Below are 19,157 nucleotides of genomic sequence, written 5' to 3' on the forward strand. Positions count from 1 at the left end.
AAGGGGTTTTTATAACTGATTCAAAGCTGAAAGCTTTACGGAACCTCCAGCCTAGCTGGAGGTTTTCTGTGCACAAAAAGGCGAGAATATCTGAGTATTCTCGCCTGATATCACAACAACTGCGCTTATGCGTTATTTAAATAACCCACGCAAGTTATGCGGTTCGCAACGTAAGTATTGAGGTGCAACTTTAATGGTAGCGCCTAATTTAGCCGCCGCATGCCATGGCCATCTTGGGTCATAGAGAATACCACGAGCCAGTGCAATAAAATCAGCCTGCCCAGTGGCAATGATAGCTTCTGCCTGTTCCGGTTCAGTAATCAAGCCTACGGCCATTACTGGGGTTTTTACGGCTTCGCGAACTTTCTGTGCCAATGGCACTTGATAATTCGGGCTAACAGGGATTTGCTGATCCGGCGACAATCCCCCACTGGAAACATGAATATAATCACAGCCTAACATTTCCAATTGCTTTGCCAGCACGATAGATTGCTCAGTATCCCAACCCCCCTTAACCCAGTCAGTGGCTGAAATTCTCACTCCTACGACGATCTTTTTGTCGATGGCTGTACGGATTTCGTGGAATATCTCTAACACCAGCCGCATACGATTTTCCAACGATCCGCCATAATTATCGTCGCGCTGATTTGATAACGGCGATAAGAATTGATGCAATAAATAGCCGTGCGCCGCATGGACTTCAATCAATTCAAATCCTGACTCAACTGCGCGTTTTGCCGCAGCAACGAAAGCTGATTTTATCTCCGTGATACGCTCAATAGAGAGTGCCTGAGGGATATGACGATCACCAAAAGGCAATGCTGATGGCGCAACAGTTTGCCAACCACCTTGATCAGTAGGAAGTTCATTGCCCCCAAGCCAGGGTAGATTAGAAGATGCTTTACGCCCTGCATGCCCCAACTGAATACCCAATTTGACCGGCGAGTAACGGCGAATAGCCTCGACCACTGGACGAAGCGCCTGCGCATGCTCATCATCCCAAATCCCAAGATCTTTATCACTGATGCGCCCTTCTGGCTCCACCGCAGTAGCTTCAAGAATTAGCAAGCTGGCACCAGATAGCCCCAAATTACCTAAATGAATCATATGCCAGTCGGTTGGAAACCCCCACTGCGCCGAATACTGGCACATTGGGGCGACTACAATTCGGTTTTCCAGCGTCAACTCACCCAGCTTTGCCGGAGAAAATAATTGGCTCATACATTTACCCCTAGATTGCTTATTCCCGTGCGGCCTGAGGAGACTGCTGCAACGTCCAGTTCAGTACTTGTGCGGCCAACTGATTGCTAGCCAAACCAAAAGCCTCAACAACTTCGTTCATTTGTGCGCCTTTAATCGGCTGGCGGATTTCAAAATGGCGGGTCGCAATAATTCGACGGTCAGAAATCCTTACCAGACGGGCATCGAAGCTGATTAGCACTTCACTGTTCCCGGCCTGATATACCCCTTGAAACGCCGATAAATCGCCACTCAACTCAACATCAGCCTGAAGGCTGTCATCGTCACTGCTGACGGCGGGAATACGGCCATCAGTGCGGAACTCTTGAATCAGGCGATTACGTACCAAAATAGGTGCAGGATCAGTCCAACGTGAGTTTTTATAGACCGCGATTTCCTGCCCATCTGGCTGAACAGCAATACGTGAGCTATTAATAAACTGATTGGTCGCGGGTTGTGAAACCCGTAATGACCAGTTGACTGTCGGCGCACGCGACGTATTTGCCGCAGGTGGTACGGGCAATAGATAGACTTGTGATACTGGCGCACTGGGCAAAATAGTACAGGCTGACAGTAACATAACCAGCATTGATGCCGTCAATAACCCTGCACCACGGCTAACAACATGCATTACCTTAAGAGATATCATCGAGGCGTAAACTCCTGTGTTCTTTCACGGCCACGCAGCAGAGCCGCAGGGTTTTCTTCCAAACGAGAAACAGCGGCACGCAATGTCGCTAATGTTCGACGTAACTCATCAACAGCCGGCCCGAGCTCATTCATCCCTTGCATACCATTATTGAGTGATGTCTTATTTTCATTGACCAATTTATTGAGGATGATGCTGGTATTTTGCAGCGATGCCATGGTCTTCGCAGCATCATTAACCAACTGTTTCCCCTGACCATCCATCAGTCCATTAGCATTGCGCAGCAGGCGATTAGTTTGAGTTAACGTCTCATTAGCTTGCTTACTGGCCAGCGCCAATTGTTGCAACATGGTACGAATGTCTTGGCGTTGATCAGCCACCGTCTGAGTGACCAGAGAAAGATTATCCAATGTGGTGATTAGGCGCTGTTGGTTATCCGGTGCCAGCAGTTGATTAAGCCGCACTAAGACTTCATTAGCATTGCCCATAAAGTTCTCACCGTTAGCCAGTAACTGACTCATCGGCGACGGAGTGGCGATAATAACAGGTACTTCGCCATCTTTGCTTTCCAGCATGGGGCTGACCTGACTGCTACTACTGAATTGAATATTTGACGTCCCAGTAATGCCCGCAACCGTCAATCGGGCCTGAGTGTCTTCGCGGATGGGAGTGGATGCAGACACGCGGACACGTGCCCAAACCTGATTAGGGTTATCTCGGTCTAGGCGCAACTGAGTGACTTCACCGACTCGAATACCGCTGTACTGCACAGTGCTGCCCTGAGACAGACCACTCACCGGTTCGTTGAAAACGATATCGTACAATTTGAATTGGCGGTCAGAGCCAGCGCCGGTCAGCCACAGGCAGAATAGCAGTGCGCCACTGACCACAATGAGAGTGAACAAACCAATGACAACATGATGGGCACGGGTTTCCATTTACAACCTCTCTTCAATATTCGTCGTTGCCGCCTGATAAGCAGCCCGGCCACGTGGGCCATGAAAATATGCTTGAATCCACTCATCATCCGTCGCGGCGACGTTATCTAAGGTATCAACCACCAACACTTTCTTCTGCGAAAGCACCGCGACACGATCACAAAGGGTATAGAGCGTATCCAGATCGTGCGTGACCAAAAACACCGTCAGATTCAGTGCATCACGCAAGGTGCGAATCAAACTGTCAAAAGCGGCTGCACCAATAGGGTCAAGACCCGCCGTCGGCTCATCAAGAAAGACAATATCCGGGTCTAATGCCAACGCACGAGCCAGGGCTACGCGCTTTACCATGCCACCGGACAGTGACGCGGGATATTTGCTACCCGCCCCCGGCGGTAACCCCGCCAGCGCCAATTTAACCTGTGCCAACTGCTCGGCCTCAGCCCGCGACAAGCCGGCATTTTCGATTAATGGCAAAGCTACGTTCTCTGTCACCGTCAGAGAACTGAATAATGCTCCTCGCTGGAACAACACGCCAAATCGCCGTTCTACCCTCGAACGAGCTTGACCCGATAACGTCATTAAATCTTGGCCAAAAACATGAATCTGCCCATCAGTTGGACGGCGCAGCCCGACAATACTGCGCAACAGCACCGATTTGCCGGTACCCGAACCGCCCACAACCCCCAGAATTTCGCCGCGCTGGACATCCAGGTTCAAATCTTGGTGGACACATTGTTTTCCAAAGCAGTTCACCAGATGACGAATTTGAATAATTGGCTCTTGCGTCATATGGCTTACCATCCCATTTCCATGAAAAATAGCGCCGCGACGGCATCAAGTAAGATCACGACAAAGATTGAATGCACCACACTGGTGGTGGTGTGCACACCAACAGACTCCGCACTGCCGGTCACTTTGAACCCTTCAAGACAGCCAATAATAGCAATCAGGAAAGCAAAGATAGGCGCTTTGCTTATCCCCACAAGAAAATGCTGTAGCCCGTTGCTGTTTTGCATAATCGACAAGAACATGGTCGGTGAAATATCGAGCGTTAAAGCACATACCACCATCCCGCCGAAAATACCGCAAACCATGCCAATAAACGTCAGCATCGGTAATGAAATCAATAGTGCCAATACCCGCGGTAATACCAGTAACTCAACCGGATTCAACCCCAAGGTTTGGATGGCGTCGATCTCCTCATTGGCTTTCATCAGGCCAATTTCAGCCGTAAAAGCACTGGCGGTACGACCCGCCATCAAAATGGCCGTCAGCAGGACAGCAAACTCACGTAGAAAAGAAAAGACAACTAAATCGACAGTAAAAATACCCGCCCCAAAGGTGGTTAATACCGTGGCACCGAGGAAAGCAATGACTGCGCCGACCAGAAAAGTCAGCAACATAATGATAGGAACAGCATTGAGGCCAATTTGCTGAATGTTGGCAATCAGTGAGGTTATTCGCCAACGAGAGGGCCGAAATAGCGTGCCCAACAGCGTTTCAAGTGTCAGGCCGACAAACCCCAGCAACGACTTGAAATCTTGCCATAAATTGTCAACCGAGCGCCCCGTATTCGCCACTAACTCAAGCCAAAATGCCGGTTTCTTGTCTGATGGCTCTGGCGCGATATCCGGTAAAACCTGACTGACCGTCTCCAATAATATCCGACGTTCCTGCGGCAACGTTGGAGCGAGTTCTCGCAGATGGCTAACTCGTTCCTCACCAAGCAGCAGCGCTAACAACGTCGCGCCAGCAGTATCCAGTGCCCCTAATTGGTTGAGATCAAATACGACACCATGAGGCATATTTGACCGTAATTGCGCGACCTTAGGTTCCAGCGCTGTGTAATGCGCCAGCACCCAATCTCCAATAATCGAGACCCGGGCAGGCTGGGCCGAGCTGTCAATATTAAGTTGTGCTGCAAACTGCCGCTCTGTCATAGAGAAAGCCTTACTCTTTATTGGAATACGGTTTTGACATCATCCACATATCAAAAACCAAGCCACCACCTTAAATAGGTATATCACACACTTTAGTCAGAGTAATGACTAAAGAGTAAGGGCTTAAGTGCAAAATATCTCTGTTGGTTGAGTGCCAACGCTAAAGCAGCTTATTGTTGGCATTATCTCCGTTGATTTTTACCCATTGCGATACTTTTTTCCTCGGCATTGAGAACCAAACAACAATAGCGAGCAAGATTAATAGTGCACTGGCGGTGCCTAATACCAAACTGTGTGAGGCGGAAAACGCGAGTTTGGCACTGGTGAGCAAAGCATCATATCCACCAAGATGATTAATCACCTGAATAGTTTCGCTAATAGAAGCGCTGGCTTGCTCAGTCAAACTGGTGGGTAAATCCTCCGGTAACACAATAGAAGCGGTATAAGCCCGCGATAGCATCAAACCAAAGATAGCCACTCCCAATCCTGCACCCAGCTCATAAGCCATGCCTTCGACCGCCCCTGCCGCGCCTGCTTTTTCAGGTGGGGCCGCGCTCATAATTGCCGCAGTAGAGGCCAATAAAGAAGCCTCTATGCTGAAGCCCAACAATATCATCCAGCCCCATGCCTGATAGATCTGCGTGGCAAAATCTGTCCAAGCTAATCCTAGAAAACTTAATGAACTCAATGCAATACCTGCACTTGCCACCGTGCGTAACCCTAACTTGGCCACCAACCAGCCAGAAAGCGGCCCACTCACGCCACTGGCAATCATTAATGGCAGCAAAAATATACCGGCTTCGAGCGGGCTTTTGCCTAGAACAAACTGTAATTCTTGGGTCAGAAGTAATTCAAATCCCACCAGCGTGATCATCGCCGTCATTGCCATGACCATACCGACTGCAATAACTCGCTGGCTTATCAAACGAAAATCAATCATTGGGGCAGATGTGGATAATTGGTGACGAACAAATGCAAATAACATCCCCCCCCCCACGATGGCTGTCAGCGAGGTCGTTATAGGGTCACTTCCCCCTCGCAGCCCGGCTTTGGCGGCATAGACCAGCAGCAAAATAGCCGTAATCAAGACCAATGCTGGAGCTAATTTCCAAGTCTGTTCAGTGCGTATCGGTTGATCAGGAATGACCAGCAGCGTTGCAATCACCACGGCGATAATAATGGGAATATTGATCAGGAATACCGATCCCCAATAGAAATATTCCATTAATAATCCACCGACCAACGGCCCCATCGCCGCACCTACGGTGCCGATAGCAACCCAAATGCCCAAGGCCATGGCGCGTTCACGTTCATCCGTAAAAATATGGCGCACTGCCGATAAAGTTGCCGGCAGGATCATCGCCGCCCCCACCGCTAAGAAAGCGCGCGCGGCGATCAATACCGCCACCGAAGGTGCCAATGCTGCCGCCAGTGATGCCAACCCAAATAGTATTGATCCCAACAAGGCCAGCCGTTTAAAACCAATGCGATCTCCCAGTGCGCCCATTGGCAGCAATAAGCACGCCATCACTAATGAGTATATATCGATGATCCACAACAACTCGCTGCCTGTGGCAGACAGAGCAATCCCCAGCCGGGGAGCCGCGACATGGAGTACCGTTGCATCAATAGAAACAGGGAGATACATCAGAATAATAACGTAGAAAATCATCCACTTTTTAGACATACAAACACGCTCAAATTGGGCATAAATTAATGTTGAACACATGTTCAACACGGCAATAGTAGCGGAAAGTTGAACTGGCGTCCAATTCACCACATAATGGCGAAAATGCTAATAAGTCAGATAAAGGAGCCGCTTTGGCCTATTTAAACCGTGAAGAGCGGCATGACACCATTTTGCAAGCAGCGATGCGGGTTGCGATTACCGAGGGGATGACTGCGACTACCGTGCGGCGAGTGGCCAGTGAAGCAGGCGTTGCTGTTGGGCAAGTTCATCATCACTTTTCATCTGTTTCGCGGCTACGGGCAGATGCTTTTCTCTTGTTAGTTAAGCACTCACTGGCGTCTTTTGTGCTAAACAGCCAAGGCTTACCTGCTCATGAGCGCATGTTACAGGTGCTTGGTTATCCGCAAGATGAAATCTGTCAGCGGGAAACCCGGCTGTGGAATGAAGCCTCCATATTGGCTGAACGGGATGAACTGATTAAAGAGGCTTATGCGGCCTCAATGTCGGACTGGCATCAAGCAACTGTAGAAGTGATACACGCAGGGATTGTCAATAATGAATTCCGCTCAAATATCAACGCCAGTGATATTGCGTGGCGCTTGATTGGGCTGGTCTGTGGTCTGGATGGGCTAACCCAATTTACCGAACTCGGCTTCTCGGAAACCGAGATACTGCGCCATATCGCTGCGATAATGGAAACCGAGTTACTCAATAAATCCTCCATCTAACCCCCATTTTTACCACTATCTCACGCTAACGGCTTTTGCCGGAGATACAGGCTATAATGGCAATTTGTCACCTATCATCCCCATCAATTTATCGATGCTGTAACGGGGATATTTTCTTTTGAGAGCCGATTATGACTCAACACTCTACTGTCGCCGATGTTATCTACTACAACGGCACGATTTACACGGCAGATGCGAATAACCAAGTTTGCAGCGCTATCGCCATAGGTCAGGGCTATATTCTGGCCACCGGCGGTGATGAACTCACCCAGCAGTTTGCTTCCCCAAAGACTCGTCTTATCGATTTAGAGGGCAAATTTATGATGCCCGGCCTTATCGACAGCCATATGCACCCATTTTGGGGCGGGAAACAACTGATCGGTTGCAACCTCAATTATGCCGCGCTAAGTGTTGAGCAGACTCTGGATATCATCCAGAAGCATCTTGATAACGACCCATTTGAGGGTGAAAATGACTGGCTAACCGTCCGTGCTTGGCAACGTCAAGCTATGACGCCGGTTGGTGCCGATATGAGCCGCAGCGCACTGGACTCGCTCAATACCCGCCGCCCGATCGCCCTATTCTCTAATGACTGCCATACGCTGGCGGCTAACAGTCGCGCCCTTGAATTACTGGGGATCGATGAAAACACGCCCGTCCCACCAGATGGCAAAATTGCCCGTGATGCGCAAGGCAAACTCACCGGCATTTTGGAAGATGCACCCGCCATGCGTGCTTTCGACAGCATCCCGTCCGCGACACCGGAAAAGAATGTGCAAATTGCCGCCCATGTGCAGCAAGTGCTGAATGCTCAGGGTGTCACCACCGTGATGGATACGCGCGTATTTGCCGAGCAATTGCTGGCTTTCCGCCGTCTGTATGAGCGCGATGAGTTAACGCTGCGGGTGCTAGGCGCCAAAGAAGTGACACCCGACAGTTTGCAGGGGCCAGAAGATGCCGCGCGGGTGGTGCAAGAAGTGGTGGAATTTGGTCGCCAATGGGGCAGTGAAGAATGGACGCCGGCACCGGGTTTTGCCGTTGACCACCTGAAGCTGTTTATCGATGGTGTGCTACAACCCCCAACGATGACCGCTGCGCTACTGGAGCCTTATCGTGCCAACCGAGGCACACCAGACAAACCCGATTGGCAAGATACTGATCATTATGGTGATCTCTACTTTACTGCACCGGTGGTCAATGCTGTGATTCTGGAGTGCGCACGGGCGGGCCTTCATCCTCATACTCACACGGTGGGTGATGGGGCTATCGAAATGGTATTAGATGCAGTAGAACAGATGCGGGCCGCTATGCCGGGTAAAGATATTCGCCCAGGGTTAGCGCATAACGAGCTGGTTGCTGCTCACCAATATGACCGGTTTGCCAAACTGGGGGCCACGGCAGTGCTTTCTTTCCAATGGGGCGGTTTGCCGGGCGTTCTCATTGATGAAGAGCGTGAAATGTTGGGCGAAACCCGCTTCCAGCATATGGAGCCGGCAGCTCGTTTTCTGGATGCAGGGGCGCGAATCGCTTATGGCAGTGACTGGCCCATTGACCGCTTAGATGAATGGTACAACTTGCAAGTGGGTATGACCCGCCGCGCATGGGGTCTGGACGGAAGTCCCGCAGGCCCACGGCTGGATAATGACCGGGATTTGACCTTGATTGAGACACTGCGTTCGGCCACTATTGATGCCGCCTATATGATAGCCAAAGAGCAATATATTGGTTCTCTGGAAGCGGGTAAATTTGCCGATATTATCATTTTGAAAAATAACCTATTTGAGCAGTCGCCAGAAACGATTTACCAAACTCAAGTGGAATCCACACTGATCGGCGGTAACGTGGTTTATCAAGGCTAATAACCGCAAAATAATCCTGTTCTGGCTCACTGACTTATCTCAGTGGGCCAGTAAAATCAGTGTTGCAAAGTCAGGCCAGAAGGAAGTCATTGGCGTTACCGCTACCCTTGTGGCAAAATCCGCTCCTTTGTGTTTTACAGCTGCATAAAAATGCAGCGTAACGGTGCTTGTTTACACCAGGAGATGATAGGGTAATGCCACAAAATATTCAGCTGCGCAGAGTGCTTAAAACCCCGGCGCTCGTCGCTTTCGGGCTTGCCTACATGGTGCCTTTAGGCGTATTCACCACCTACGGACAGGTGACCGTATTAAGTCAGGGGCATTTACCTATTGCCTATCTGGTCACGGTTGCCACCATTCTGTTTACTGCCCTCAGTTATTGTCGGATGACCAGCGCCATGCCGCTATCAGGTTCTGCTTACTCTTATGTGCAGCGCAGTTTTGGTGGGAAAACCGGTTTTCTGGTGGGTTGGGCTCAAATTTTGGATTATCTGTTCCTACCAATCCTTAATTATTTGGTTTTAGGCATTTTCTTGCACGAGGCGTTTCCGGCCATTCCCGCGCCGGTCTTTATTATTGCGTCTATCGTCAGTGTCAGTCTGTTAAATATTCTTGGCGTGCGTTTGCTCACTTCAGTGAATTTCTCACTGATTGCTGCTCAAATGGTCTTTATCGTCTTATTTATCGCGCTTTCTTTCAGTCAGGCCGATTTAAGCCCGGCGGCATTAATGAAGCCATTGCTGGTGGATGCCGGCGACTTCTCAGGCTTACTCTCCGGTGCCGCCGTTCTGTGTTTGGCCTTCCTCGGCTTTGATGCTATCGCCACAATGGCAGAAGAAGCTCATGACGCTAAACGCACTCTGCCACGTGCCATTTTGTTTACCGTAATAAGTGCTGGGGCTATTTTTATCGCCGTTTCTTATGCCGCGCATTTGGCTTACCCCGACTGGAAATCGCTCATTCCTCATCAAGATACCGCCAGCCTGATTATCTCCGAGCACGTCGGCGGTAAGTGGATGTATAACTTCTTTATGGCCACTTATCTGACCGGTGTTTATGCCTCGGCAATGACCGCGCAAACCAGTGTGTCACGCATCTTCTATGCCATGGGGCGCGAAGGCGTATTACCACGTAAAGTGTTCTTCCATCTGCATCGTAAGTTCCACACACCTTGGCGGGCAATTTTGTTCGTGGCGACTATCTCATTGCTAGCCCTGTTCCTTGACCTGAACTTGGTGGTGTCGATGATCAGTTTTGGTGCACTTGGTGCATTCACTTTTGTGAATTTAAGTGTGGTAAAACATTTTATTATCAATGAGAAACGTCGCGGTGCTAGTGCAATGTTCAAATATGGGCTGCTACCGATGATGGGCTTTGTGATGTCGGTATGGCTGTGGGTTCATCTTGAACAACGCGCGCTTGAGGTAGGCTTGCTGTGGTTGCTCGCAGGCTTTATCTATCTGCTCTGGCTGACCCGCGGTTGGCGTAAATCACCGCCTTCAGTTCATCCGGATGATATTTCCCATCTCATGTGATGAAGAATGTTGCAGTAAAAATGGCCACTCTGAGTGGCCATTTTTATATGGTTCAAAGAACCAAGTGTGATTGGGCCAATACCCTATAGATTTCTTGCTCGGCCCACCGCCTCTCCCAACTGCCAAACGGCCATTGCGTAGTGGGTGCTGTGGTTATAGCGAGTAATGGTGTAGAAGTTTGGTAAACCATACCAATATTGATAACCACTACCGACATCAAGGCGTAATAAACTGGCCTCTTGATATTCACCCAGTGAACTTGTTGGGTTTAACCCTGCTGCTGCCAGCGTTGAAACGGGATATTTGGTTTTAAAGCCATTATCAAGATTGGGCGCTTGTCCGTTTGCAGGTATTGCGACTGTCGCCCCCTTCGTCCAACCATGAGATTTAAAGTAATTGGCCACACTGCCGATGGCATCTACCGGGTCCCACAAATTGATGTGTCCGTTACCATTAAAATCAACTGCATAGCTCTTAAACGATGAGGGCATAAACTGACCATAACCCATCGCACCAGCATAAGAACCTTGCAAACTGAGCGGATCATTACCCTCAGCCCGCGCCATTAGCAGGAAGGTTTCCAACTCACCAGTAAAGTATTCGGCACGGCGCGGATAAGCAAAGGAGAGTGTCGCCAGCGCATCAATAATGCGGGTCTTGCCCATCACCCTACCCCAGCGGGTCTCAACCCCGATGATTCCGACGATAATTTCTGGTGGCACCCCATATATCTCATAGGCGCGTTGCAGCGCATCTTCATATTGATTCCAGAAATTGACGCCATTCTGCACATTATCCGGGGTAATGAATTTGCTGCGATAGCGGTTCCAAGCCCCATTTGGTCCGGAAGGACGGCCTGACGTGGGTGCTTGCTTATCCATCAAACGGATAACCCAGTCCAACTTTTTAGTTTGAGCCAATACATCATGCAATTGCTGGCGTTCAAAACCGTGTTCGCGCACCATTTTGTCAACAAAACGAGCGGTGTCTGCATTATAAGCAAAATCGCCATTTTCCAGATGGCCTACATGTTGCGGCTCCAGCAAGAAACCACTCTGCGTCAGGTTATCTGACGGTGTAGCAGCAGGAGGCGTCGGCTTGCTGCTACAGGCGCAGAGCAAAGTGAATAAAGGGAGAATAACAGCCAAGTGACGCATCAAATACCCATAAATCATGCAAAAAGTGATAGCCATGTTAAGGCATTGTCAGATTAGCACAAACAGGAAAATGCAGTGTTGCCGCGGGTTCTTTATAAAAATTGAGGCATTAGCTCTGTTTGTCGGCACAGATTGCATTATGCTGCTGAAATCATGAATTACGGAGCCGCATCCAATGGATGAAACACATGTCATCATAGTGACCGTCGGGCTATTTGTGCTCACCTTTATTAACCCTGGAGCCAATCTGCTGGTTGTGGTGCAGACGAGCCTCAGTTCAGGTAAAAATGCTGGGTTAATGACGGGGTTAGGTGTGGCGTTAGGCGATGCCATTTATTCGGGGTTGGGGCTATTTGGTATGGCAGCACTAATTGCAGAAGGTGGCATGCTATTCTCGACCATTAAAATCGGGGGCGGCTTATATCTGCTTTGGTATGCCTACAATATGGTGCGGCATCGGCAAGAACTCCATATGGGTATCGAGGCGGTCACCACTACAACAAGGACCCCTTGGTATGTTTTCTTCCGCCGCGGTCTGCTGACTGATTTATCTAATCCACAAACTGTATTATTTTTTATCAGTATTTTCTCCGTCACCCTCACTCCCACCACCCCCGTATGGGCTAAAGTGGTTGCCTGGCTTGGCATCGTGCTCGCTTCGGTTCTGTGGCGGTCATTACTCAGTATGGCGTTCTCGCGCCCCAAAGTACGCCGAGCTTATGGAAAGGTTCAGCACCTACTCAGTGGCATTATCGGTATCGCGGTCGGGGCTTTTGGATTGCGCTTAATTTATGAAGGCATCACCCGCCGCTAACCCACTATTTAATTAACATCACAAAGGTCTTATTTGGGGGCCTTTGTGCTCAAGACGTAGCTGCCGATATTCCAGTATCGTCAATACAATCACCACCAAGTCCAGTAAGGTAATCAAGATTAATAGTACTGAATGGGTAAAGGTATAGCGGTATAGTTGATAGACAATAAATAAGCTGAAAATCACAATGGCCGCCGGATAATAACCCAGTTTTTTACGCCACAAGCCAATGATGACCCACAGCTTAACCACCCCGTGAATGAGCAAATAAAAGGCAGCAAAATGCAGGCTGCTAATGGAAAGGCTTTGTGCTGCATGCAACAAATAATTGGCAATGACATCACCACGACCTTCAATAAATTCAACCTGTGTAATGCGATGTAATAAATTAAGTAAAAACTGCGGAGTGATAAAAAAGGTTAAAATGCCGGACAGAATCTCCATGACAGCCAAAAAGGCTTTCAGCAGCAAACTGACTTCAAAAACAGCATGAATATTTTTCTCGCCAAAGAGATTATGGCGCTCAAAGCGGTTTTTAATATTCCACATCGCGCGGATTCCCTGCATATAAATACGGTAAAGATGATTCGGTACACCATAGAGTAGCAGCTTACGTGGCGCCGGTTAAAGCACCACATTTTCACGATTTACCCGCAAAGCTTGGCGATTTAGAATGTAATCACAGTTTTTAATCCTGTAACCCAAGCATCTTGTGTCTGACTGACGCCCGCTGGCGAGTGCCAGTATTGTAAATCAGGCTGCAATTCCAACCATGACGTTACACGGAAACGATAATAAAGTTCTGCGGTAATGGAATGGCCCGGTACGGGGGAATAACGTGGATTCGCATAGTCAGAGATATTATTGATTTGATTATGATAGCGTTGATTATCTTTATAATGATCACTGAGTTTCACCATTGAAACACCCAGCCCTAACCAGTCCTGTGGTCGGCTATCAAATAGGCCACGATAACGAATACCGGTAGCGGCGGCATAATGCATGTAATTCGTCCGCTGATCAGCCAAGGACATACTGTAGAACACACTTAAGCCGCGGCTGGCATCGTCTTGATGTTTTGTGACCTGCTGATTAAATCCGCCGTAGAAGAACCAAGTATCATTGTGGTAGCGATAACCACCGGGATCAGTAGCACCGGGTGCGCCGGAGACTCCAGTATAAAGATCGCGTTGTTCCGCATTGGTGTATAAAAGCCCCAAGTTATAAATACCGGGCAGGCCCGCCACGGCATGAGTTTTTAACTCCAATTCCAATGGCAATAATAGGCCTTTACTGCCTTTGGTTGACCAACTCCACGCTCTGCCACGGCTTGGTGCTTCTGGATTTTGCTCCATGACCCCAGTTTTTAAGGTGAGGTCATCAGTAAGTTTATATTGCAGCGTGGTCCCCCAATAGTGAACATTCCAGTTAAACCAAGTCAGTGAGTTTGCTGATTTACCACCACATAATCCTAATGTCTGAAAATCACAGGGAATGATTTGGTCAAAATCCTGTACTTTATTCATTAAACCAATTCGCCAATGCAATTTTTGATCAGCGAAACTTCGGGCGAAGGTTAGCCATCCCAAACGAGTAATTGACTGGCCGCCAAAACTTTCCTGCGATAAATCCGTAATGTTGACACGGGGGTCTTGTAATCGATCACGCGTCAGGTTGTTATCATGATTCCGATTAACAATATTCCCTTCAATAACTGCATCTGGGATGCCTGTATATAATTCAAGGTTTTGTTGAAAGGTTAATGAAAATTGATCAATATAAGAAGCTTGTTTGTCATGATTATAACCACCACCTGCGTTATAGGATAATTGACTCAAATAACCGAGTGAGTAATTAAAACCGTGCTCCGATAAAATAGGTCGAATACCTAACATATCCCCCAATAACCCCTCTTGCGGCGGTTCAAAGCCTAACGCTATTCCTTGCCACTCTGGTGTTGGCGGTTCGCTATATTCACCACTGCCGGTTAAACCATCGCTGAACGCTGATGACGAGAATAGAATTGTCGAGGTCAGTAAATAAAATGCAGCAGAATTTATCTGACGAGTCAGATATATAATTGGTTTCATTTTTTTCCCTTTTAGAATAATTAGCGCACCCGATATAAAATAGGTGCGCTATACAACATTAAATATCACTGAATTAACGTTTCAGTTTTTCTCCATTACTCTGGATGACATCGCGATACCAATAGAAGCTCTTCTTACGGCGACGCTCTAATGTGCCATTACCGTTGTCATCGCGATCGACATAAATAAAGCCATAACGCTTGGATAACTCCGCTTTTGAAGCACTGACCAGATCAATCGGCCCCCAACTGGTATACCCCATGATCTCAACACCATCCTCGATGGCCTCGCTCACCTGAACCAGATGATCATTGAGATATTCGATACGGTAATCATCTTCAATATTGCCATTGGCATCAGGCTTATCTTTCGCCCCCAGTCCATTCTCAACAATAAACAGTGGCTTTTGATAACGATCCCACAACTCATTGAGTAAAATGCGCAGCCCATCGGGATCGATCTGCCATCCCCATTCAGAACTGGCAAGATGCGGATTTTGTACCATGCTAAGAATATTGCCTCTGGCCTTACGATTTAATTCTTCGTCAGCAGTCACGCAGCCACTCATGTAATAGCTGAAAGAAATAAAATCGACCGTTTCTTTTAATGCCACCTTATCTTCAGCGGTTATTTCAATGCTAATCCCGTGCTGTTTAAAATAGCGCGCCATATAAGATGGATAATAGCCACGCACCTGTACATCACCAAAGAATAACCATTCACGGTTCTGTTGTAGTGTTTCCAGAACATCGGCAGGTTTACAGGTTAACGGGTACATCAAACCGCCCAATAACATATTACCGATACGGCCATCAGGAATGATTTGGTGTAATGCCGCAACCGCTTTAGCACTGGCGACCAACTGGTGGTGAATCGCCTGATAGATCTCACTTTTACTGCTTGGCTGCTCTAACCCTACCCCTGTGAAAGGGGCATGCAATGACATATTGATCTCGTTGAATGTTAACCACAATTTTACTTTATGCTGATAACGCTGGAATACCGTGCGAGCATAATGCTCAAAAAAACCTATCGTTTTACGATTGCCCCAACCGCCATAATTCTTCACCAGCCCGTAAGGCATTTCATAATGGGACAATGTCACCAGCGGCGTAATATTATATTTCGCCATCTCATCGAATAATCGGTCATAAAATGCCAGACCTGCTTCATTCGGTTGCTGCTCATCGCCTTGCGGGAAAATGCGTGACCAGGCAATAGAGATTCGCAGGCATTTAAATCCCATTTCTGCAAATAACGCGATATCTTGCGGATAGCGATGATAAAAATCGATCGCCACATCTTTGACATAACTGTCACCACTGACTCGTGGAATAATGTCACCGAAAATACCGTATGGCTGTAAATCAGAGGTAGACAGCCCTTTTCCATCTGTTAGATATGCGCCTTCGACCTGATTAGCCGCAATGGCACCGCCCCAAAGGAAATTATCTGGAAATGCATATTTCATTAGTTTTCTCCTGAATCTGAATTAACGGATCACGGTTAATAACGGTGCTTGCTCAGTAATAGACGTCCCTTTGGTACACAGAACATCCTGATAATCTTCACTATTGCTGATAATGATTGGTGTTGTTAGGTCATAACCAGCGGCAGTAATGGCCGCACAGTCAAACTCCAACAACAAGTCTCCGGCGTTAACGCGATCACCCGCCTTAACATGGGCTGTAAAATATTGTCCACCGAGTTTGACGGTATCGATACCTACGTGGATGAGAATTTCAGCCCCCGCATCAGACTCAATACCTATCGCATGATGGGTTTTAAACAGAGAGGCCACGACCCCATTGACTGGCGAAACTACCCGTCCATGCTGTGGAATAATGGCGATCCCCGCCCCCAATAAACCACTCGCGAAAGTGGTATCGCTAACATCGGCTAATGCCAATAATTCACCACGGATAGGGCTGAACACCACTTCACCTAACCCGTTGTGGTTCTCAGTTTTGGATGCGGATTGAGACAAATCATCAGTTTCTACTGTGATAGCTGGAGCTGGCAGGCCAAAAAAGAAGGTACTGACAGCGGCAAAAGCCAATGCGGTTAGAGTACCAATAACCGCGCCCCAGACACTGGCATCAATACCGCCTGAGGGAATTATTTGGGCAAAAGAGAAAATATTGACCAGGCCAAATGAATAGATATATGTCTGGCTATAACCGACAATAACACCCCCTATTGCCCCACCAATACAGCCGAATACAAAGGGTTTTTTCGATGGTAACGTCACACCATAAACAGCAGGTTCAGTGATACCGAATATCCCAGCGGTAAATGCCGAACCAGATAAGGCTTTCATTTTGGCGTCACGAGTCCGTAAAAAGACACCGAGCGTAGCCCCGACCTGCCCCATCACCGCGGGTAATAGCAGAGGTGCCATGGTGTCATAACCCAAAACACTCAGGTTATTAATCATCAGTGGTACCAAGCCCCAATGCAGGCCAAAGATGACACAAATCTGCCATAGCCCCGCCAGTATGCCGCCCGCGACAGGTGGTGCGGCGGAGTAAATCATTTGGAAACCCGCCGCTAATAAATGACTCAGCCACGTCGCCAATGGGCCAATCAGCAAGAAGGTCGCAGGGACGGTGATTGCCAGACACAGCAAAGGAGTAAAGAAGTTTTTAATACTGCTGTGTAAAACGCGGTTGAATCCTTTTTCCAGTCGGCAACTGACCCAAGCCGCTAATATGATGGGAATAACAGATGAAGTGTAATTAATAAAAGTGACCGGAATGCCAAAGAAATAAATGGTGGCAGCATCGGGTTGCCCAGCGGCATTAAATGCAGCGATCATCATGGGGTGTACCAAGGCCCCACCTATTGCCATCGTGATAAAGGGATTGCCGCCAAATTTTTTCCCCGCGGTATAGCCTAATACCAATGGGAAGAAATAAAACAGTGAGTCGCTGGCAGCAAATAAAATCATATAACTGCCACTGGTGGGTTGCAGCCAACCACACACAAGGCTCAGTGCCAAAAAGCCCTTAAGAATACCCGACGCGGCCATGATGCCGAGCAATGGAGTAAAAATTCCCGAAATAATATCGATACTATGACTAAGTAAATTCTCTTTTTGCTGGCTTGGTTGATCACTATTGTTGTCAGTGTCGGATAAATCGGCTTGTTGCAATAAAGCCTGATAGACCTCACTGACATGATTTCCGATAACCACCTGAAATTGTCCACCGCTCTCCACGACCATAATAACGCCCGGATTATTTTTCAGCGCTTGTGCATCTGCCCGCGATGTGTCCTTGAGTTTGAAGCGCAAACGGGTAGCGCAATGGACTACGCTGTTGATATTACTCTTGCCTCCAACTCCGGCGAGGATTTCGCTGGCGACCGTTGTGTATTGCATAATATTTTCCTTCGATGGCGCTATAATTTATTTGGCTAGCTAAGTTCGGGCAAAAAAAAACCTGAATGCACTTCGTACCGCAATGAGGCGATACAAGCACTTTCAGGTTTTGCCTGCCGTTGGCAGTAACAATCCTCTTTTCCTTTTGGCTATTTGAGTGTTATCCCCCCACTGCAACCTATGGAAAACATTCTCTCTTTAACACATTAATCCGGTAAGTTAAAACATTCCCGCCGAACCCTTTCTATATGGATAGTCAAAAACATCAATTCTTCTTTGCTCAAATCCTGCTGATATTGCAATGTCATATGCTGTTGGATCTTAACGGCACAACGGTATGCTTTGGCATAATTCTCTTTTACTGCATCATGTAAAGAATCATCATCACTGGTGACTCCTGTACGCCCCAGCATGCGTTGTGAAAAAAATTTCAGGTGGGTCACAAAACGGTGATAACTCAATCCATCCTCGTCATATTCCAACTTAAATTGGTATTTCACGATATGCAGAATTTCCTGCATAACTTTCGTTACTTGCATCACTTCCGGCATTTCACCGTTCAATTGTGCATTCACTAAATGCAGTGCAATAAATCCGGCTTCATCTTCACGTAACTGCACACCGAGTCGTTGTTCAATGATTTGCAATGCTTCACGCCCCAAAGCAAATTCTTTTGGATACAATCGACGAATCTCCCACTGCAACCCATTAGTAATATCCAAGCCCTGTTTATGCCGCTCAATTGCGTAGAAACAGTGATCAGTGAGTGAGATATAGAGATTATCTTGCAACTTACCCAGCTTGGCAGTTGCCAGCGTAATAATGCAATCGCAAGTAATCATCACTTCCAATGGAATGCAGCTCAGTAACTCGCTCAACCGCGAAACCATTTCGTTATCTTTCAAAGCAAACACTTTTTCTATCAATGTGTTATCCAGCGACTCTCCGGGAGATTTTTGAAAGCCCAGACCACGGCCCATAATCACCTGTTCCTGACCATGCTGATCAAGGACAATAACCACATTATTATTAAGTATTTTAGCAATCTGCATGTGTTAGCCCTGAAAACAAAAAAACCCGATTCAGCAGCATTTATCAAGCTACTCAATCAGGTTTTGCCCGCCATTGACGGT

16 protein-coding genes are annotated in these 19,157 nt (G+C 47.9%); 4 read left to right on the plus strand and 12 right to left on the minus strand.

What is annotated here, in order from left to right:
* Window positions 1-132 precede the first annotated feature (132 nt).
* The 6 genes from HUZ92_RS11825 to HUZ92_RS11850 form a co-directional block, all read right to left on the minus strand.
* Window positions 133-1,221 carry an NADH:flavin oxidoreductase/NADH oxidase gene (locus tag HUZ92_RS11825; protein ID WP_050140326.1) on the minus strand — a complete coding sequence of 363 codons (1,089 nt, stop codon included), beginning with the start codon at window positions 1,219-1,221 and terminating at the stop codon, window positions 133-135.
* Between the two features lie 19 nt (window positions 1,222-1,240).
* Window positions 1,241-1,888 carry an ABC-type transport auxiliary lipoprotein family protein gene (locus HUZ92_RS11830; RefSeq protein ID WP_145579453.1) on the minus strand — a complete coding sequence of 216 codons (648 nt, stop codon included), beginning with the start codon at window positions 1,886-1,888 and terminating at the stop codon, window positions 1,241-1,243.
* Window positions 1,885-2,826, minus strand: a complete 942-nt coding sequence (locus tag HUZ92_RS11835) for an MlaD family protein (protein ID WP_050101493.1) — start codon at window positions 2,824-2,826, stop codon at window positions 1,885-1,887. Before HUZ92_RS11835 ends, HUZ92_RS11830 begins: the two co-directional genes overlap by 4 nt.
* Window positions 2,827-3,630: an ABC transporter ATP-binding protein gene (locus tag HUZ92_RS11840; RefSeq protein ID WP_050101491.1), complete on the minus strand. Its 804-nt coding sequence runs from the start codon at window positions 3,628-3,630 to the stop codon at window positions 2,827-2,829.
* On the minus strand, window positions 3,624-4,769 hold the full coding sequence (locus HUZ92_RS11845; protein ID WP_145579452.1) for an MlaE family ABC transporter permease: 1,146 nt from the start codon (window positions 4,767-4,769) through the stop codon (window positions 3,624-3,626). The genes HUZ92_RS11840 and HUZ92_RS11845 overlap by 7 nt, the downstream gene beginning before the upstream one ends.
* A 160-nt stretch (window positions 4,770-4,929) precedes the next feature.
* Entirely contained in the window at window positions 4,930-6,456 is a 1,527-nt protein-coding gene (locus tag HUZ92_RS11850) for an MFS transporter (protein ID WP_072086767.1), read from the minus strand.
* Between the two features lie 134 nt (window positions 6,457-6,590).
* On the opposite strand from HUZ92_RS11850, the gene HUZ92_RS11855 reads away from it, so the two are divergent.
* From HUZ92_RS11855 to HUZ92_RS11865, 3 genes are all read left to right on the plus strand, one after another.
* The gene (locus HUZ92_RS11855) at window positions 6,591-7,187 is read left to right on the plus strand and encodes a TetR family transcriptional regulator (protein ID WP_145579451.1); all 597 of its coding nucleotides are present in this window, start codon (window positions 6,591-6,593) and stop codon (window positions 7,185-7,187) included.
* Window positions 7,188-7,318: 131 nt separating this feature from the next.
* Window positions 7,319-9,046 (plus strand): amidohydrolase, encoded by a 1,728-nt coding sequence (locus HUZ92_RS11860; protein WP_128451888.1) that lies wholly within the window; start codon window positions 7,319-7,321, stop codon window positions 9,044-9,046.
* A gap of 194 nt (window positions 9,047-9,240) precedes the next feature.
* A complete protein-coding gene (locus HUZ92_RS11865; RefSeq protein ID WP_050296384.1) occupies window positions 9,241-10,581 on the plus strand; it encodes an APC family permease in 1,341 nt (446 codons plus the stop codon).
* A gap of 83 nt (window positions 10,582-10,664) precedes the next feature.
* Here the strand turns inward: HUZ92_RS11865 and mltB are convergent, their stop codons facing one another.
* Window positions 10,665-11,738, minus strand: a complete 1,074-nt coding sequence (gene mltB, locus HUZ92_RS11870; RefSeq protein WP_174846829.1) for a lytic murein transglycosylase B — start codon at window positions 11,736-11,738, stop codon at window positions 10,665-10,667.
* Window positions 11,739-11,913: 175 nt separating this feature from the next.
* On the opposite strand from mltB, the gene HUZ92_RS11875 reads away from it, so the two are divergent.
* Window positions 11,914-12,552, plus strand: a complete 639-nt coding sequence (locus HUZ92_RS11875; protein ID WP_050101484.1) for a LysE family transporter — start codon at window positions 11,914-11,916, stop codon at window positions 12,550-12,552.
* Window positions 12,553-12,570: 18 nt separating this feature from the next.
* Here HUZ92_RS11875 and HUZ92_RS11880 read toward each other — a convergent pair whose 3' ends face one another.
* From HUZ92_RS11880 to licT, 5 genes are all read right to left on the minus strand, one after another.
* Complete coding sequence (locus HUZ92_RS11880) at window positions 12,571-13,101, minus strand: DUF2127 domain-containing protein (RefSeq protein ID WP_050296385.1); 531 nt, start codon at window positions 13,099-13,101, stop codon at window positions 12,571-12,573.
* Window positions 13,102-13,220: 119 nt separating this feature from the next.
* Window positions 13,221-14,642, minus strand: coding sequence for a carbohydrate porin (locus tag HUZ92_RS11885; protein ID WP_050101482.1), 1,422 nt, complete (start codon window positions 14,640-14,642; stop codon window positions 13,221-13,223).
* 73 nt (window positions 14,643-14,715) lie between these two features.
* Window positions 14,716-16,113 carry a glycoside hydrolase family 1 protein gene (locus HUZ92_RS11890; protein WP_050101481.1) on the minus strand — a complete coding sequence of 466 codons (1,398 nt, stop codon included), beginning with the start codon at window positions 16,111-16,113 and terminating at the stop codon, window positions 14,716-14,718.
* A gap of 21 nt (window positions 16,114-16,134) precedes the next feature.
* Window positions 16,135-18,024, minus strand: coding sequence for a PTS beta-glucoside transporter subunit IIABC (gene bglF / locus HUZ92_RS11895; protein ID WP_050101480.1), 1,890 nt, complete (start codon window positions 18,022-18,024; stop codon window positions 16,135-16,137).
* 206 nt (window positions 18,025-18,230) lie between these two features.
* Window positions 18,231-19,076 (minus strand): BglG family transcription antiterminator LicT, encoded by an 846-nt coding sequence (gene licT, locus HUZ92_RS11900; RefSeq protein ID WP_050101479.1) that lies wholly within the window; start codon window positions 19,074-19,076, stop codon window positions 18,231-18,233.
* Window positions 19,077-19,157 lie beyond the last annotated feature (81 nt).

This window comes from Yersinia vastinensis (assembly GCF_902726565.1).
GTDB lineage: Bacteria > Pseudomonadota > Gammaproteobacteria > Enterobacterales > Enterobacteriaceae > Yersinia > Yersinia vastinensis.

What these genes read in the sequence shown, in the direction of transcription:
- HUZ92_RS11825 (WP_050140326.1), bottom strand. Translation starts at nt 1,221, where the DNA reads ATGAGCCAATTATTTTCTCCGGCAAAGCTGGGTGAGTTGACGCTGGAA.
- HUZ92_RS11830 (WP_145579453.1), bottom strand. Translation starts at nt 1,888, where the DNA reads ATGATATCTCTTAAGGTAATGCATGTTGTTAGCCGTGGTGCAGGGTTA.
- HUZ92_RS11835 (WP_050101493.1), bottom strand. Translation starts at nt 2,826, where the DNA reads ATGGAAACCCGTGCCCATCATGTTGTCATTGGTTTGTTCACTCTCATT.
- HUZ92_RS11840 (WP_050101491.1), bottom strand. Translation starts at nt 3,630, where the DNA reads ATGGTAAGCCATATGACGCAAGAGCCAATTATTCAAATTCGTCATCTG.
- HUZ92_RS11845 (WP_145579452.1), bottom strand. Translation starts at nt 4,769, where the DNA reads ATGACAGAGCGGCAGTTTGCAGCACAACTTAATATTGACAGCTCGGCC.
- HUZ92_RS11850 (WP_072086767.1), bottom strand. Translation starts at nt 6,456, where the DNA reads ATGTCTAAAAAGTGGATGATTTTCTACGTTATTATTCTGATGTATCTC.
- HUZ92_RS11860 (WP_128451888.1), top strand. Translation starts at nt 7,319, where the DNA reads ATGACTCAACACTCTACTGTCGCCGATGTTATCTACTACAACGGCACG.
- HUZ92_RS11865 (WP_050296384.1), top strand. Translation starts at nt 9,241, where the DNA reads ATGCCACAAAATATTCAGCTGCGCAGAGTGCTTAAAACCCCGGCGCTC.
- mltB (WP_174846829.1), bottom strand. Translation starts at nt 11,738, where the DNA reads ATGCGTCACTTGGCTGTTATTCTCCCTTTATTCACTTTGCTCTGCGCC.
- HUZ92_RS11875 (WP_050101484.1), top strand. Translation starts at nt 11,914, where the DNA reads ATGGATGAAACACATGTCATCATAGTGACCGTCGGGCTATTTGTGCTC.
- HUZ92_RS11880 (WP_050296385.1), bottom strand. Translation starts at nt 13,101, where the DNA reads ATGTGGAATATTAAAAACCGCTTTGAGCGCCATAATCTCTTTGGCGAG.
- HUZ92_RS11885 (WP_050101482.1), bottom strand. Translation starts at nt 14,642, where the DNA reads ATGAAACCAATTATATATCTGACTCGTCAGATAAATTCTGCTGCATTT.
- HUZ92_RS11890 (WP_050101481.1), bottom strand. Translation starts at nt 16,113, where the DNA reads ATGAAATATGCATTTCCAGATAATTTCCTTTGGGGCGGTGCCATTGCG.
- bglF (WP_050101480.1), bottom strand. Translation starts at nt 18,024, where the DNA reads ATGCAATACACAACGGTCGCCAGCGAAATCCTCGCCGGAGTTGGAGGC.
- licT (WP_050101479.1), bottom strand. Translation starts at nt 19,076, where the DNA reads ATGCAGATTGCTAAAATACTTAATAATAATGTGGTTATTGTCCTTGAT.